Annotated in this window: 13 protein-coding genes; 8 read left to right on the top strand and 5 right to left on the bottom strand. The window is 44.6% G+C overall.

Features of this window, described 5'->3' with window-relative positions:
- The 3 genes from GTQ38_RS15785 to GTQ38_RS15775 form a co-directional block, all read right to left on the bottom strand.
- Positions 1-1260, bottom strand: a complete 1260-nt coding sequence (locus tag GTQ38_RS15785) for an aminotransferase class I/II-fold pyridoxal phosphate-dependent enzyme (RefSeq protein WP_161436523.1) — start codon at positions 1258-1260, stop codon at positions 1-3.
- A gap of 176 nt (positions 1261-1436) precedes the next feature.
- The gene (locus GTQ38_RS15780; RefSeq protein ID WP_161436522.1) at positions 1437-2477 is read right to left on the bottom strand and encodes a PLP-dependent cysteine synthase family protein; all 1041 of its coding nucleotides are present in this window, start codon (positions 2475-2477) and stop codon (positions 1437-1439) included.
- 74 nt (positions 2478-2551) lie between these two features.
- The gene (locus GTQ38_RS15775) at positions 2552-4609 is read right to left on the bottom strand and encodes a S9 family peptidase (RefSeq protein ID WP_238857974.1); all 2058 of its coding nucleotides are present in this window, start codon (positions 4607-4609) and stop codon (positions 2552-2554) included.
- Between the two features lie 144 nt (positions 4610-4753).
- On the opposite strand from GTQ38_RS15775, the gene GTQ38_RS15770 reads away from it, so the two are divergent.
- Both GTQ38_RS15770 and GTQ38_RS15765 read left to right on the top strand, forming a co-directional pair.
- Entirely contained in the window at positions 4754-5080 is a 327-nt protein-coding gene (locus GTQ38_RS15770; protein WP_161436520.1) for a YbaB/EbfC family nucleoid-associated protein, read from the top strand.
- 81 nt (positions 5081-5161) lie between these two features.
- Complete coding sequence (locus GTQ38_RS15765; protein ID WP_161436519.1) at positions 5162-5503, top strand: YegP family protein; 342 nt, start codon at positions 5162-5164, stop codon at positions 5501-5503.
- Here GTQ38_RS15765 and GTQ38_RS15760 read toward each other — a convergent pair.
- Both GTQ38_RS15760 and GTQ38_RS15755 read right to left on the bottom strand, forming a co-directional pair.
- Positions 5480-6502, bottom strand: coding sequence for a threonine aldolase family protein (locus GTQ38_RS15760; RefSeq protein WP_161436518.1), 1023 nt, complete (start codon positions 6500-6502; stop codon positions 5480-5482). The two genes, GTQ38_RS15765 and GTQ38_RS15760, sit on opposite strands and share 24 nt — an antisense overlap.
- Positions 6503-6519: 17 nt before the next feature.
- Positions 6520-8922, bottom strand: a complete 2403-nt coding sequence (locus GTQ38_RS15755) for a zinc-dependent metalloprotease (protein WP_161436517.1) — start codon at positions 8920-8922, stop codon at positions 6520-6522.
- A 198-nt stretch (positions 8923-9120) separates the two neighbouring features.
- Between GTQ38_RS15755 and GTQ38_RS15750 the strand changes: the two genes are divergently transcribed.
- The 6 genes from GTQ38_RS15750 (at position 9121) to GTQ38_RS15725 (ending at position 14629) form a co-directional block, all read left to right on the top strand.
- Positions 9121-10587, top strand: coding sequence for a circularly permuted type 2 ATP-grasp protein (locus GTQ38_RS15750; RefSeq protein WP_161436516.1), 1467 nt, complete (start codon positions 9121-9123; stop codon positions 10585-10587).
- Between the two features lie 3 nt (positions 10588-10590).
- Positions 10591-11538: an alpha-E domain-containing protein gene (locus GTQ38_RS15745; protein ID WP_161436515.1), complete on the top strand. Its 948-nt coding sequence runs from the start codon at positions 10591-10593 to the stop codon at positions 11536-11538.
- Between the two features lie 39 nt (positions 11539-11577).
- Complete coding sequence (locus GTQ38_RS15740; RefSeq protein ID WP_161436514.1) at positions 11578-12432, top strand: transglutaminase-like domain-containing protein; 855 nt, start codon at positions 11578-11580, stop codon at positions 12430-12432.
- A 66-nt stretch (positions 12433-12498) separates the two neighbouring features.
- Positions 12499-13594 (top strand): peptide chain release factor 2 gene (gene prfB / locus GTQ38_RS15735; protein WP_161436513.1). Its coding sequence is split into 2 segments (ribosomal slippage): positions 12499-12561 and positions 12563-13594, totalling 1095 coding nucleotides; the frame shifts between segments, so codons are not numbered across the junction.
- 181 nt (positions 13595-13775) lie between these two features.
- The gene (arsC, locus tag GTQ38_RS15730) at positions 13776-14117 is read left to right on the top strand and encodes an arsenate reductase (glutaredoxin) (protein WP_161436512.1); all 342 of its coding nucleotides are present in this window, start codon (positions 13776-13778) and stop codon (positions 14115-14117) included.
- A 32-nt stretch (positions 14118-14149) separates the two neighbouring features.
- Positions 14150-14629: a hypothetical protein gene (locus GTQ38_RS15725; protein WP_161436511.1), complete on the top strand. Its 480-nt coding sequence runs from the start codon at positions 14150-14152 to the stop codon at positions 14627-14629.
- Positions 14630-14670 lie beyond the last annotated feature (41 nt).

Raw genomic sequence — 14670 nt, 5'->3', positions numbered from 1 at the left:
TTATTCTCCCATAGCTGCCGCAACGGCTGCCGAAAGCCTCTTATAGGTCCCGTTTTCCAGTCGCTCCCTGATGGATGAGAAAGCATCCAGGGTCACAGCTATATCTTCCATAGTATGGGTAGCCGTCGGAATCATCCGAAGTAAAATGAGACCCTTAGGAATTACAGGATAGACTACAATTGAGCAGAAAATACCGTAGTTCTCCCTAAGGTCCTTGACCAACGCCATCGCCTCAGGAATACTACCGTTCAGGTATACCGGTGTTACGCAGCTGGAGGTGGTACCGATATCAAATCCGCGTTCCTTCAATCCATTTTGCAATGCATTGACGTTCTCCCAGAGCTTTTCTTTCAATTGCGGCATGCTCCTTAACATGTCCAGGCGCTTAAGGGCACCTTTAACGTAGATCATCGGGAGGGATTTCGCGAACATCTGAGATCTCAGGTTGTATTTGAGATAATCTATAATCTCCTGATCAGCGGCCAAAAAGGCACCAATTCCGGCCATTGACTTGGCAAAAGTGGCAAAGTAGACATCTATATCGTCCTGAACACCCTGCTCCTCTCCTGCTCCGGCCCCTGTCTTTCCAAGCGTACCGAATCCATGAGCATCGTCTACCAGCAACCTAAAGCTGTATTTTTCCTTAAGGGCAACAATTTCCCGCAGTTTTCCTTGCTCACCGCGCATTCCGAAGACACCTTCCGAAATCACCAGTATTCCACCGCCTGTCTGTTCCGCCAATTTCGTGGCACGTTCCAGGTTTTTCTCCAGGCTGTCAATATCGTTATGTTTAAAGGTAAAGCGCTTACCTACATGAAGTCTGACACCATCTATGATACAGGCATGAGAATCTACATCGTAGACGATGATATCATCTTTTGAGACCAGGGCGTCTATAGCGGACATGATACCCTGATAACCGAAATTCAGCAGGTAAGAGGCCTCTTTATTAACAAAGGCCGCGAGTTCCTGTTCCAGTTGTTCGTGATAATCGGTATGACCGCTCATCATACGGGCTCCCATGGGAAAGGCCGCCCCGTGTTCCAATGCCGCGTCGGCATCCACTTGTTTGATTTCAGGTAAATTCGCGAGTCCCAGGTAGTCATTAATACTCCAGGTAATTACATCCTTACCCTGAAATTTCATACGGTTAGAAATTGGTCCTTCCAGTTTTGGAAAAACAAAATATCCTTCTGCCTGAGAAGCCCATCGACCCAAGGGTCCTTTATTCTCAATGATTCTATCAAATAAGTCTCTCATGTAGTTTAGATTGGTTCCGGGGACAAATTCACTCCTTATCAGACTACCCCTGCTTTCCATTTGACAATGCTGCAAAATTATGGATTTTTGCAGCGAATTCATAAATTATTTTCCCTCCAAAGAAAAAGGGCAGAGACTCTTATAATCCCTGCCCTCTTTGTTCTCTGTCCGTGTTTTTACTTTATAAACTGTATTTTTTGGGAAGCTTCAATATTCCTGCTATCAAAGAAACCCTGATCGTTCATCCATTGATCGCTGTAGATCTTACTCATGTATCTGGAGCCGTGATCCGGAAAGATCACCACAACCTTGCTGTCTACAGAGAATTCTCCTTCTTCGTTCAGCTGTTTTACCGCCTGCATTACGGCGCCACTGGTATAACCTACAAAAATCCCTTCTGTGCGGGATATCTCACGGGCTGTATGCGCGCTGTCCTCATCTGTGACCTTTATAAACTTATCGATAACCTCAAAGTCCGTGGCATCCGGGATCAGGTTCTTACCTAGTCCTTCTATGCGATAAGGGTATATCTCATTGGTATCCAATTCACCAGTCTCATGGTATTTTTTTAGCACAGAACCATGCGCATCCACACCTATGATCCGAATATCAGGATTCTTCTCCTTCAGATAACGCGCGGTTCCGGAAATTGTCCCTCCGGTACCGCTACAGGCCACTAGATGAGTTATATTCCCATTGGTCTGAGACCAGATCTCCGGGCCGGTACTCTGGTAGTGGGCTTCAATATTAAGCCGGTTAAAATACTGATTGATATAAATGGAACCCTTGGTTTCCTCATGGAGTCTTTTTGCCACCTGGTAGTAAGACCTGGGGTCGTCCGCGCTTACATGGGCCGGGCATACGTAGACCTTAGCCCCCATAGAGCGGAGCATGTCAATTTTATCTTTGGAAGACTTTGAACTCACTGCCAGGATACACTCATATCCCTTGATAATACTGACCATGGCGATACTGAAGCCGGTATTCCCCGATGTAGTTTCAATTATGGTACTACCCTCGGTAAGAATGCCTTGCCTTTCCGCTTCATCTATGATATAGGCGGCTATTCTATCCTTTGAAGAATGTCCCGGATTGAACGCTTCAACCTTAGCATAGAAATTTCCCTCCAGGGGAGCGGCAATCTTGTTTAATCTGATTAAGGGGGTGTTTCCTATGAGATCAAGGATATCGCTGTAAGCATTTATCTTATCTTCCATAAAGCTAGGTTAGGTAGATTAAAACCCACAAGTGATTTTCATCTACTGGGCACAAAATTACATTTTTTTTTTAATTAGGGAATTTTGCCCTCCAGATCCAGCAGGAAGGCGTAATCCTTGGCGGTTTCCTTTAGAGCTTCAAACCTTCCTGATGCTCCTCCATGACCCGCGTCCATATTCGTATCAAGAAATAACAAATTATTCCCTGTTTTATATTCTCTTAGTTTAGCCACCCATTTGGCAGGCTCCCAATATTGTACCTGTGAGTCGTGAAGACCTGTAGTTACCAACAGATGAGGGTACTCCTGAGACTGTACGTTATCGTAGGGTGAATAAGATTTCATATAATCGTAATACTCCTTTTCATTGGGGTTGCCCCATTCATCATACTCCCCGGTGGTAAGCGGAATGGATTCGTCCAGCATGGTTGTTATCACATCCACAAAAGGCACAGCCGCGATCACACCATTGTATAGTTCCGGCTCCATATTTACAATCGCGCCCATCAATAAACCTCCTGCAGAGCCTCCATAGGCGTACAAATGCTCGCTATTGGTATAGTTATTTTCTATTAAAAACTTAGAACAATCGATAAAATCATTAAAAGTGTTCTTTTTGGAAAGCAGCTTACCGTTCTCATACCAGGGTCTTCCCAGGTACTCCCCTCCTCTTACATGGGCAATAGCGTATATAAATCCCCTATCCAGAAGGCTTAGTCGCACTGAGGAGAAATAAGGATCCGTTGTACTGCCGTAAGAGCCATAACCGTATTGAAATAGCGGACTGTTACCGTCTATTTTTGTATCCTTGTGATACACTAGGGAAATTGGCACTTTAACACCGTCCCTGGCAGTAGCCCATACCCGTTCCGAGCGATAATTCGATTTGTTGAATTTGCCTCCAAGCACTTCCTGTTCTTTCTTGATCTCGCTGGTCCTGCTCTCCATATCAAAATCTATAATGGAATAAGGCGAAGTCATTGCATTGTAGACATACCTCAGCTTTTGGGTATCAAAATCCACATTTACATAGGTATACGCCACATAGGTCTCGTTATCAAAAGGCACATAATAGTTTTCTGTTCCGTCCCATCTGGTCACCTTTAGTCTATTGAGGCCATTATCCCGTTCTGAAAGCACATAGTAATCCTTAAAGATCTCTACATCCTCTAACAGGACTTTTTCCCGATGCGGCACGAACTCTTTCCAATTGGACGAATCAGTGTCGCTTTCGGTCGTTTTCATCAGCTTGAAGTTCGTTGCCCCATCCTTATTGGTCAGTACGTAGAAGTGATCCTCATAGTGATATATATTGTACTCTGTTCCTCTTTCTCTCGGTGAGAACACCCGGAAGGTACCGTCGGGCTTGCTGGCTTCCAGGATCTGATACTCGGAGGTTAATGTGCTGTATGAGCCAATAATGATATATTTTCTGGACTTGGATTTATAAACAAAAGCGGAAAAGGTCTCATCTTCTTCGTGGAACACCAGTTCATCCTCATCCGCGGAAGTACCCAACTTGTGTTTGTAAATTTTGTCGGACCTTAAGGTTACAGGATCTTTCTTAGTGTAGAACAGGGTCTTATTGTCTTCCGCCCAAACCGCACTACCCGTGGTATTCTCAATTTTATCCGGATAGATCTCTCCGGTTTCCAGGTTCTTGATCTGTATATAGTATTGTCTTCTCGAAACGGTATCCGTACCAAAAGCGGCCAGCCGATTATCCGGACTTACGGATACCCCCCTCAGATTAAAAAATTCGTGACCTTTAGCCAATTGATTGCAGTTAAACATAATCTGCTCCTCAGCCTCAAGGTTTCCCTCTTTTCTCGAGAAAATGGGGTACTCACCGCCTTTTTCATATCGCGTTATGTACCAATATCCATTTCTCTTATAGGGTACTGAAGAATCGTCTTCTTTGATGCGGCCTTTCATTTCCTCGAAAAGCTGGTCCCGAAAATCCTTGGTATGTGCGGTAAGCGCCTGGTAGTATTCGTTCTCTTTCTCGAGATATTCTATGACGTTTTCATTTTCCCTGTCGTTGAGCCAGTAATAGTTATCCACTCTGACGTCTCCGTGTTTTTTTAATTCCGTGGGGAGTTTTTTGGCAACAGGCGCGTTCACAGCAATCATTTCGTTTGTTTGATTTTGGCAAGAAAGCGCAAAAATAATACTTATTAACACAATGGCTGACGTTTTTTCTAACTGTCTCATAAAAAATCTATTTCAGGCCACAATTTAGTAATTTTGTCAGGCAGTAACTTTAAAAAAGAAGCAATGTTCGGAGATATTATGGGCATGATGGGGAAACTGAAGGAGACCCAGGAAAAGGTTAAAGCCACCAAAGAACGGCTGAATTCGGTAATTATTGAGGAGCAGTCGTCCGACGGCTTGCTGAAGGTTAGCATTACCGCCAACAGAACGCTGAAATCCGTTGAGATAGATGATAGTCTTCTTCAGGATAAAGAACAACTTGAGGATTACCTCCTGCTTACAATTAACAAGGCCATTGAGAAGGCCACTTCCGTAAATGAAACGGAACTGGCAGCGGTGGCCAAAGAAGGGATGCCGAACATTCCCGGCCTGGACAGCTTCCTGAAATAAAAATCGGACTGAGGTTACTTTGAACCAATTTCAAGGCCTGAAATTGGTGGATTTTTAATATTTTTAAGGAAAGATGAACCTATGATCCAGATCACTAAAGAAGGGGCCAATAGTTATCGTTTCTTCCTGAAAAGCAGTGAGGGAAGCACTTTGCTAAACAGTGTCACTTTTGGCAGTAAGGCAGAGATCGTGGAAACTGTTAAAGGCCTAAACCCATTGCTTGAGCGTCATGGCGTTTTTGAGCGAAAGACGGATCACAGTGGTAAATTCCTCTTTAATCTTAAGGATATTAGCGGTAAGGTAATAGGTGAAAGCCAACGTTATGGTTCCGAAGCGGGCATGGAGAACGGCATAAAAAATCTCAAGAACCGCATCTTGTCCCTGGTGGATCTGGAAGAATCAAATTTCATTGAGGATCTTTAGGAAGGCTTTGTGCATCTGATCCGTATAATCCAAATGGGTAACAATTCGCAGTTTGCCCTGTCCCATTCCTATGATCAACACCCCTTTTTCGGCAAGCTTTTCCAGAAATTCCGCCTCCGCGATATGACTCTCGTCGATCTCAAAAATAATGATGTTGGTTTCAACGGGCTCCACTTTTTTTACCCAAACCAGGCCCTCAAGTAGCCTTCCGATCTCCCGGGCTTTTTCATGATCTTCCGAAAGCCTTTCAATATGATGTTCCAGAGCATAGATGCCGGCAGCAGCCATAAATCCGGCCTGCCTCATACCACCTCCCAGGATCTTTCTTATCCGTATCGCTTTATCGATATGTTGCTTATCACCAATTAAAACAGAACCTACCGGACATCCCAGGCCTTTACTAAGGCAAACGCTGATAGTATCAAAAAGGCTTCCGTAGTCACTGGCAGTCTGACTTCCCTCTACCAGCGCGTTCCAGATGCGGGCCCCGTCCAGATGGTAGGCCAGGCTACGGGTATCACATAGCTGCCGGATCCGCTTTAATTCCTCAAAATCCCAACAGGCCCCTCCCCCTTTGTTTGTGGTATTCTCAATACATACCAGACTGGTTAACGGGCTGTGGTAAAAATCAGGTGGGTTGATCCCTGCCTCTACCTGGGCGGCAGTCATCATGCCCCGATGACCGTCTATCAGCTTGCAGGAAACCCCGCTGTTGAAACTTACACCCCCTCCTTCGTAATTGTAGACATGGGCATATTTATCGCAGATCAGTTGGTCTCCGGGCTTGGTATGTATTTTAATGGCGGTTTGGTTGGTCATGGTGCCACTGGGAAAATACAAGGCCGCCTCACGACCAAACATTTCTGCTGCCCTTTGTTCCAAAAGGTTTACCGAAGGGTCTGATTTAAAGACATCATCGCCTACTTTGGCCTGCATCATCGCCTTTAGCATGTCTGGTGTAGGCCGTGTTACCGTATCACTTATCAGGTTGATCTCCATACTATTCAGAAGCACTATTATTGATGGGCACAATACATCCCGATCGGGGATCCGTCAGGGATCTGCGGGGATGGGATCACCTCAAATTCTTCCGGACGCTTGGTGAATTCCTGTATTCTTCGGGCCATTTCCCGCTTATTGGCATCAGCCTGCCCGGTACCAAGTATCTGGTTGATGTTTCTCAAAGCCTCATAAGCCAGGGCATTGACCTGGGGATGTACCTCCTTGTGCGCCGCAAGGTTCATGATATGGAACAGTATCCGGTAGTTAGTTCCTTGCCCCACCTCTTTCAAATAGGGGTCTTTGGGCTGTTTTTTGAAGGATTGGTTTACCAAAGTTTCAAGTACCTCCTTTAATCCCAGGTTGCCAGGATCAAGAGCTTTTTGTTGGATAATTCTGGAAGCCCGCTGCGGGTTGAGCAGTAACCCCAAGGTCATGTCGGCGGCTGTTTCCGATGCAGAAAGCGCATCAAAAGAAACACTGGTCTTCCCCTTAAAGGATTCCCGTGATCGCCAATAGCCCATGGCCCTTGGTGGAAACAGTTCCAATTTCGCTTTTGGAATGGCGAGCACCGAGGGTTCCAAAGTTTTCAATACACTTTCAAGCGCCTTTCTTTGGCTTTTTACATCTACAGTTGCCACGGAAAGCTGACCATCCCCTTTGACGGTGTAATTGTAATCCAGCCCGCCAATGAGCTTTACCGCTGCTTCAGTCTGATATCTGTGGAAGAAGAACAGCGGAACAAATACATCCTCCAAAACCGTCAGCGGTTCATCCTGCCTGATATTGTCAAGTGAAAAATCAGCTATTGCCTTGGCTCTTATCTCAAGCACATCTTCCAACTCCGCCACCGCGTCCTTACCATTATCCCAAAGATGTGCGTAAGCATGTGCCCCACCTACAGGTCTGGCATCCTGGTCCGAAATGTAGCGCAGATCATCCGTATAGGCCTTGTTTAGTATGCTGTTCAGCGCTTTCTTCTCGTCAGTTCCTTCGGGAAAATCAGTGTAGGAATAGGCTACGCTTACTTTATCCCACTCCCCTATTCCGGTATCGTAGGCATTGGAGAAGTCTATCTGCCCATCTTTGATCGAAAATTGAGGATGTGGGTAATCCATCACCGATGCCCTCCCATTGGTACTTGCGGCAAAATTGTGAGAAAACCCAAGGGTATGACCTATTTCATGGGCTGAGAGCTGACGTATGCGTGCCAGGGCCAGATCCAGCATAGGGTCATAATTGTCATCGTTTTGGGCAAAAGGACGGTTCATTAACGCCTGAGCGATCATAAAATCCTGTCTTATCCTTAAACTACCCAAACTCACATGTCCTTTGATGATCTCACCAGTCCTGGGATCTGTTATACTGGTACCATAACTCCAGCCTCTTGTAGAGCGGTGTACCCACTGGATCACATTGTAGCGTACATCCAGCGGATCGGCGTCGTCCGGAAGTATTTTGAGCTGAAATGCGTCTTTATACCCAATGGCTTCGAAGGCCTGATTCCACCATCTTCCTCCGTCGAGCAGTGCGGATCTGACGGGTTCCGGAGTTCCGTTGTCCAAATAATAAATAATGGGTTCCACAGCCTCGCTAACAGCGGCCGAAGGGTCCTTTTTCTCAAGACGGTGCCTGGTGATAAAGCGTTTGACTATTGGTTCCTGAACTGGTGTGCTATAGTCGTAATACGAAAAGGGATAAGAGCCGCTTCTGGGGTCGAAAACGCGTTTTTCGTAACCCTTATCAGGAAGCTCAATAAAGGAATGATGTTGCGCAACGGTCACCAGCTGCGGGTTCGGGCTTACGGATTGAATATACTGCCCTTTGGGCTCGCCTTTAAAGGTGAGGGTAAGATCGAATTCCACGTTTTTAGGAAAGGCTTTGGTACGTTCCATAGCCATAGCGCTCCTGGAGGTATCCAGGCTGTATGTACCCTGCTCTGCCGCTTTTAGCCTCCTGGAGACCCCATGGGCATCCTGCATTAGAAATCCTGAAATATCTATAACGTATTTCCCCTGCTTGTCATCGATAATCTCAAAACCAAAAAGCACGGATTTAGCGAATGCCTGCTCTACGGATCTGCGTTCTAATTCGTTTTCTGTCAACGCCCGGAACCGGAGATTTGGCTGTACGAGCAATAGTTTATTTCCAGCTTTTTTAAAATATACAACTTGCTCATTTCCAAGCTGTCCTCTATCCAATCCTATATCATTACTTCCAATACCGCTACTCAGGGAGTAAACATAGAGAAACTCCTTTTCCAGCTCCGGAACTTCCAGGTAGATCTTGTCCTTGGCCGAGTCGTAATAGAAATCAAAAAAGCCCTGGAATTTTTGGTAATCCTTACTTGTTTCGGAAAATTGCCCCTGGAGTAAATAAAGGGGGAAAAGCATAAAAAATTGAATATATCGCTTTGCCATTAGTGCTGGTTTAAGCCTTAAATTTAGACAAAATCATTTGAAAACCGGCATGGGGGTTATGGGGTGCGCGAAGCGATAGTGAATTCAATATTAATTCCGTATAATTTTTAGATGAAATGCCAAATTATGCCTTGATTATTGAGAATATCTAATCAAAATTCACAACAAAAACCTTTATCTTATTGCAAAGAATTTGTAGTGCCAAATATTGAAAGTCAGATCTTTTCTTCCTATCAAAGAAATCCATTGCTGCACGATGAGATCTTTGATCAGGAAGGGCAGGTAAAAGCAATTTATCAAAAGCTGTTTAATCTTTATGGAGAACACTCCATTGAAGACTACATCCAACTTAATAACAAGGCCAAATCCTCCTTCTTTAACCAGGGCATAACTTTCCAGGTATACGGAAAGAAAGAGACCCAGGAGAAAATTTTCCCTTTTGATCTCTTTCCCAGAATTATTGATTCCCAGGAATGGGAGACTATTGAATCCGGAGTAATTCAGAGAAGCAGAGCCCTTAATTTGTTCCTTTCAGACCTGTATCATGAAAAAAAGATCATAAAACAGGGAGTGGTGCCCCTGGAACTCATCAGTTCTTCTGCCAACTATTTACATCAAATGCTGGGTATAGACCCTCCCGGAGGAATATACAACCACATTTCTGGCACCGATATCATTAAACACAACGATGGCAACTGGTATGTGCTGGAGGATAATATTCGCTGTCCCTCGGGAGTAAGCTATGTCATCTGTAACCGGACCGCACTGAAAAGGGCGCTTTTCGGTGTTTTTAACCACTACCAAACCCACACCGTTACTGACTATGCAGAAAACCTTCTAGACCTGCTGGAGACTGTCAAACCACACGGGGTAGACCAGCCCAACTGCATAGTGATCACACCGGGCATGTACAATTCCGCGTTTTATGAGCATTCTTACCTGGCCAAGACTATGGGCGTGGAATTGGTGGAGGGTCGCGACCTCTTTGTGGAGAACGACTTCGTATACATGAAAACCATAAAAGGTCCTCAGAGGGTCGATATCATTTACAGGCGTATAGACGATCTCTTTCTGGATCCTCTGGAGTTCAGGGAGGATTCCACACTTGGGGTTCCCGGTCTTTTTGCCGCCTATAAAAAAGGAAATGTAACCCTGGCGAACGCCCCGGGCACCGGGGTAGCTGATGACAAGGCCGTTTATACCTATATGCCGGAAATTATCAAATACTACCTGGGGGAAGATCCCATATTAAGTAATGTTTACACCTATCATTGCAGCAGACCTCAGGAACTTAAATACGTGCTGGAAAATGTAGATAAACTGGTAATCAAGCCAGTAGACGAGGCCGGAGGTTATGGTATTTCCATAGGTAACAAGCTTACTAAAAAAGAAATTAACGAACGAAAGAAACAGGTAAAGGAGGATCCGCGTAAATACGTCGCCCAGCCAATAATGTCGCTCTCCGTACACCCTACCTATATCGATGAAAACCATTCATTTGAGCAGCGGCACGTGGATCTCAGGACTTTTACAATCCTCGGAAAAGACAAAGAATTTGTGCTGAAGGGAGGACTTACAAGGGTGGCATTGCAAAAAGGTAATCTTATCGTGAACTCCTCGCAAGGGGGTGGTTCCAAAGATACCTGGGTACTTAAAAATCAATAATATATGCTTTCAAGAGTTGCCGATAACCTTTTTTGGATGGGTCGATATATCGAACGTTCAGAACATATGGCACGCTATCTTAATGTCAACTACTTTTCCTCTTTGGATGCTCCCAATCAGATATCACAGTCCAGGCAATTTGTACTGAAATCCATTATGTTTATGGCAGGTGAACCGGAGAGCGATGCTGAACAAAAACTTAAGGAAGAAGAGGTTTTGTTCCGCATTGGATTCGACACTAAGTACCCTTCATCCATACTTAACAACGTAAAAAATGCCAGGGAGAATGCCAACAGTGCCAGAGATCTGATATCTACCGAATTGTACGAGGCGATAAACAAATTTTATCATTTCGTATCCAGCTATTCCGCAGAGGCCTTTGTTAAAAACGGGCTTCACGACTTCACGACTCATGTGACCGAAATGACCGCCATTCTTCGGGGTAAGATCCGTGGGACCCTGCTGCACAATGAGGTTTATGCCATTATCATGCTGGGCGTAAATATTGAAAGAGCCACTCAGATCATCAGAATAATCAATGCTAAATATCACGACGCCCTTAAGGCTCAGGGGAGTTATGGTGACAAGTTCAGCAACAGTTATGAGTGGTCTACACTGCTCAAATGCGCGGAGTCTTATGATATGATGCGGCGTTTTTACAAAAAGACCCCTACCAGCATCTCTACCCTTGAATTTTTAATTCTTAACCCCAATTGCCCGAGATCTGTCATGAACTGTTTGAATCAGGTTTACAATAACATTAAAGTCCTTGATCCTGATTACAGGTATAACAGAACTTCCACTGCCTTTCTGGTGGGCCGGGTGAGAGCGGAATTCCAATACAAGTACATTGAGGAAATTGAGAACGACATTCAGGCATTCATTTCGGATATTCTGGACAACCTGGGAGAGATCAGTAAAAAAATGCAACGCGAATTTTTTAACTACTAATTGCCGCATTTTATATCTTAGGCCCCTGTACTTTTGAAAATGGCTCTGGATTATTCCATAAACTATAAGGCTGAAAATGATTACCAGAACTCCGTGGATGAGGCCCACTGGCAATTTCTCATCGTTCCGGAGCAAAATTCCACCCAGCAATTGCTCAGTGTGGATTTCCGGAACTCCCTGGGTTTGGAGAAAAGCTATTCCATTAATGGATTTGGATTCAGGACCATTCGCCTTCATGCTACAAAAAAGTTTGGTAAGATTTCCTTTGAAGCCAGTTTTAAGCTGATAAAAAAGGATATCAACCCCTTTGATTTTGATGCCTTTCCGGCTGTGGAAGAAGAATATCAATATATTAAGACCCTGGATTTTCAGGTGGATTTTGAGCCTTTTCTCAAAACCACGAGGTTTACCCGTCTTCCTGAGGCCCATCTGCCGGGCTTCCAATTGGATCAGAGTATTTCACTATTTGAAAACCTTCAGCAACTCAACGAGTGGACCTTCAAATTCCTTAATTTTGAAACAGGGGTAACTGATGTCAATACCGAATTGGATGAAGTGATCCGTAATCGAAAAGGGGTCTGCCAGGATTTTACCCACCTGTTCTGTGCCCTTGCCAGGCAAAACGGTGTTCCGGTCAGGTATGTATCCGGATATTTGCACCAGGGAAACGGCTATTTTGGAGACTCACAAATGCATGCCTGGGCCGAAGCCTTTATGCCTTCCGCCGGATGGATTGGATTTGACCCTACCAACAATCTCCTCGTTAATTCCAACTATATCAAGGTGTCTCACGGAAAGGATTATAGAGACTGCTCCCCTTTAAAGGGTGTGGTTTATTCTGAAGGTGCCAATGAAACAAAATACAGTGTTGAGGTATCTGCACAGCAACAGTGAGACATTAATAGGATCTTACTATTCCCTCCTGAAAAAGAATTGTATTTTTGCCCAAAATTAAGTTGAATGGTTACTACGGATCAGCAAAAAGATCTTATTGAGCGCCTGGGTGCGCTGAGGAGGTATCTTTGACATAGATGCCAAGCTTATTGAAATTGAAAACGAGGAAGAAAAGACCTTAGCCCCTGACTTTTGGGACAATCCTCAAGAAGCACAGGCCCAAATGCGCCTGATTCAATCCCAGAAAAAATGGGTTACGGATTTTGAAAAGGCCTCTGCCCTGGTGGGAGACCTGGAGGTGCTAATTGAGTTTCACAAGGAAGGTGAAGTAGAAGAAGCGGAAGTACAGGCGCAGCACTCAATGGCCCTCGAGGCCATTGAAAGTCTGGAATTCAGGAATATGCTTTCTGAAGAGGGGGACGAAATGACTGCAGTTTTGCAAATCACTGCAGGTGCAGGAGGTACGGAAAGTTGCGACTGGGCGGAAATGCTTATGCGCATGTACCTTATGTGGAGCGAAAAGAACGGCTATAAGGTGAAGCAGCTTAACCTGCAGGAGGGCGATGTAGCTGGGATTAAGACCGTTACCCTGGAAATAGAAGGAGAATTCGCTTTCGGCTGGTTAAAGGGAGAGAACGGTGTACACCGCCTTGTACGGATTTCACCTTTTGACAGTAATGCGAAAAGACACACCTCTTTCGCTTCGGTCTACGTTTATCCCCTGGTAGATGACAGTATAGAAATAGAAGTAAATCCGGCGGATATTGAAATTACAACAGCTCGATCCAGTGGTGCTGGTGGCCAAAATGTGAATAAAGTAGAGACCAAGGTCCAGCTGGTCCATAAACCTACCGGCATTCAGATCTCATGCTCAGATTCGCGTTCGCAGCACGATAACAGAGCTACGGCGCTTAAGATGCTTAAGTCGCAACTCTATGAGATTGAACTGCGCAAAAAGCAGGAAGCCCGGAATGAGATAGAATCCGCTAAAATGAAGATTGAATGGGGTTCGCAGATCCGAAATTACGTCATGCATCCCTATAAACTGGTAAAAGATGTACGTACGGGAGAAGAGACCGGTAATGTAGACGCGGTGATGGATGGCCAGATAGATCCCTTCCTAAAGGCATATCTCATGCTTATGGGACAGAAGGGGGACTAGTTGCAGTCCTCCTTCGCTAAAGCTACGGAGGATGAAATCAGTGAGCAGTGGGCAGTGGGCAGTAATCAGTAAACAGTAATCAGTGAACAGTTGTACAATTTTACAGTTTTACAGTTTTACAACTTTACAACTTTACAACTTTACAATTTCACAATTTCACAGTTTTACAACATAAACAACCATGATAAAAATTTACCATAATCCAAGGTGCGCTAAATCCCGGGAAGGTTTGGCTTTACTTGAATCCTCAGGTGAAGATTTTGAAACCGTACTTTACCTCAAGGATCCCTTTAACGAAAAGCAACTGGAGGAGTTGTTGTCTTACCTGGATATAAGCCCTGAGGAACTGATCCGTAAAAATGAGCCTATTTGGAAATCAGAGTTCAAAGGGAAAGATCTATCCGATAAAGCACTGATAAAAGCAATGGTGGATTACCCAAAGCTGATAGAAAGGCCGATCGTCGTAAAAGGCAATAAAGCGGTAATCGGAAGGCCAGTTGAAAAGATAAAAGATTTGCTTTAAATTTATACTGAATCCATGTAAGTTGATATAAGATGTGTACGAGTAAGAATTATTTCCTGTCAATCCTTTTTGCCCTGCTGTTTATTCCAATCGCCGAAGCCCAATACGGATACGGAAACAATAATTTCGGGAGGAGAGGGCGGTCTGCCATCCCGCAAACGGCAACTCCTGAAAGAAAAGCGGAACCCTTAACTGCTGAAGAGATCGTGGCCAACGAAATGCCAAAGATCAATGAGGCTTTGGAATTGAATGACTTTGAACAGGCCGTAGTGGCCTCCATACTAACTAAGTACATTCAGCAAACCATAGAACTTCGTATTCTGGACCTGGAACCGGATAAAATGAGGGAGGGCATGGAAAAGATCCGAAAAAATCAGATGGCTGAATTAAAAGCAGGCCTTCCGGAAGACAAGTACAACGCCCTGGTAGAGCTACAGGAGAAAGGCTATACGAAAGTGAAAAAAGAGAAGAAGAAAAAGAAGAAGAAGAAAAAGAAAAAGTCTGAGTCCTAGACTTCCCCGGATCCTAAGCGGAATCCAAATTTTTGGCAATA

This window comes from Poritiphilus flavus (assembly GCF_009901585.1).
Lineage (GTDB): Bacteria > Bacteroidota > Bacteroidia > Flavobacteriales > Flavobacteriaceae > Poritiphilus > Poritiphilus flavus.
Note: the sequence above shows the minus strand (reverse complement) of the source record. Positions and strands in the feature narration are given on the sequence as shown.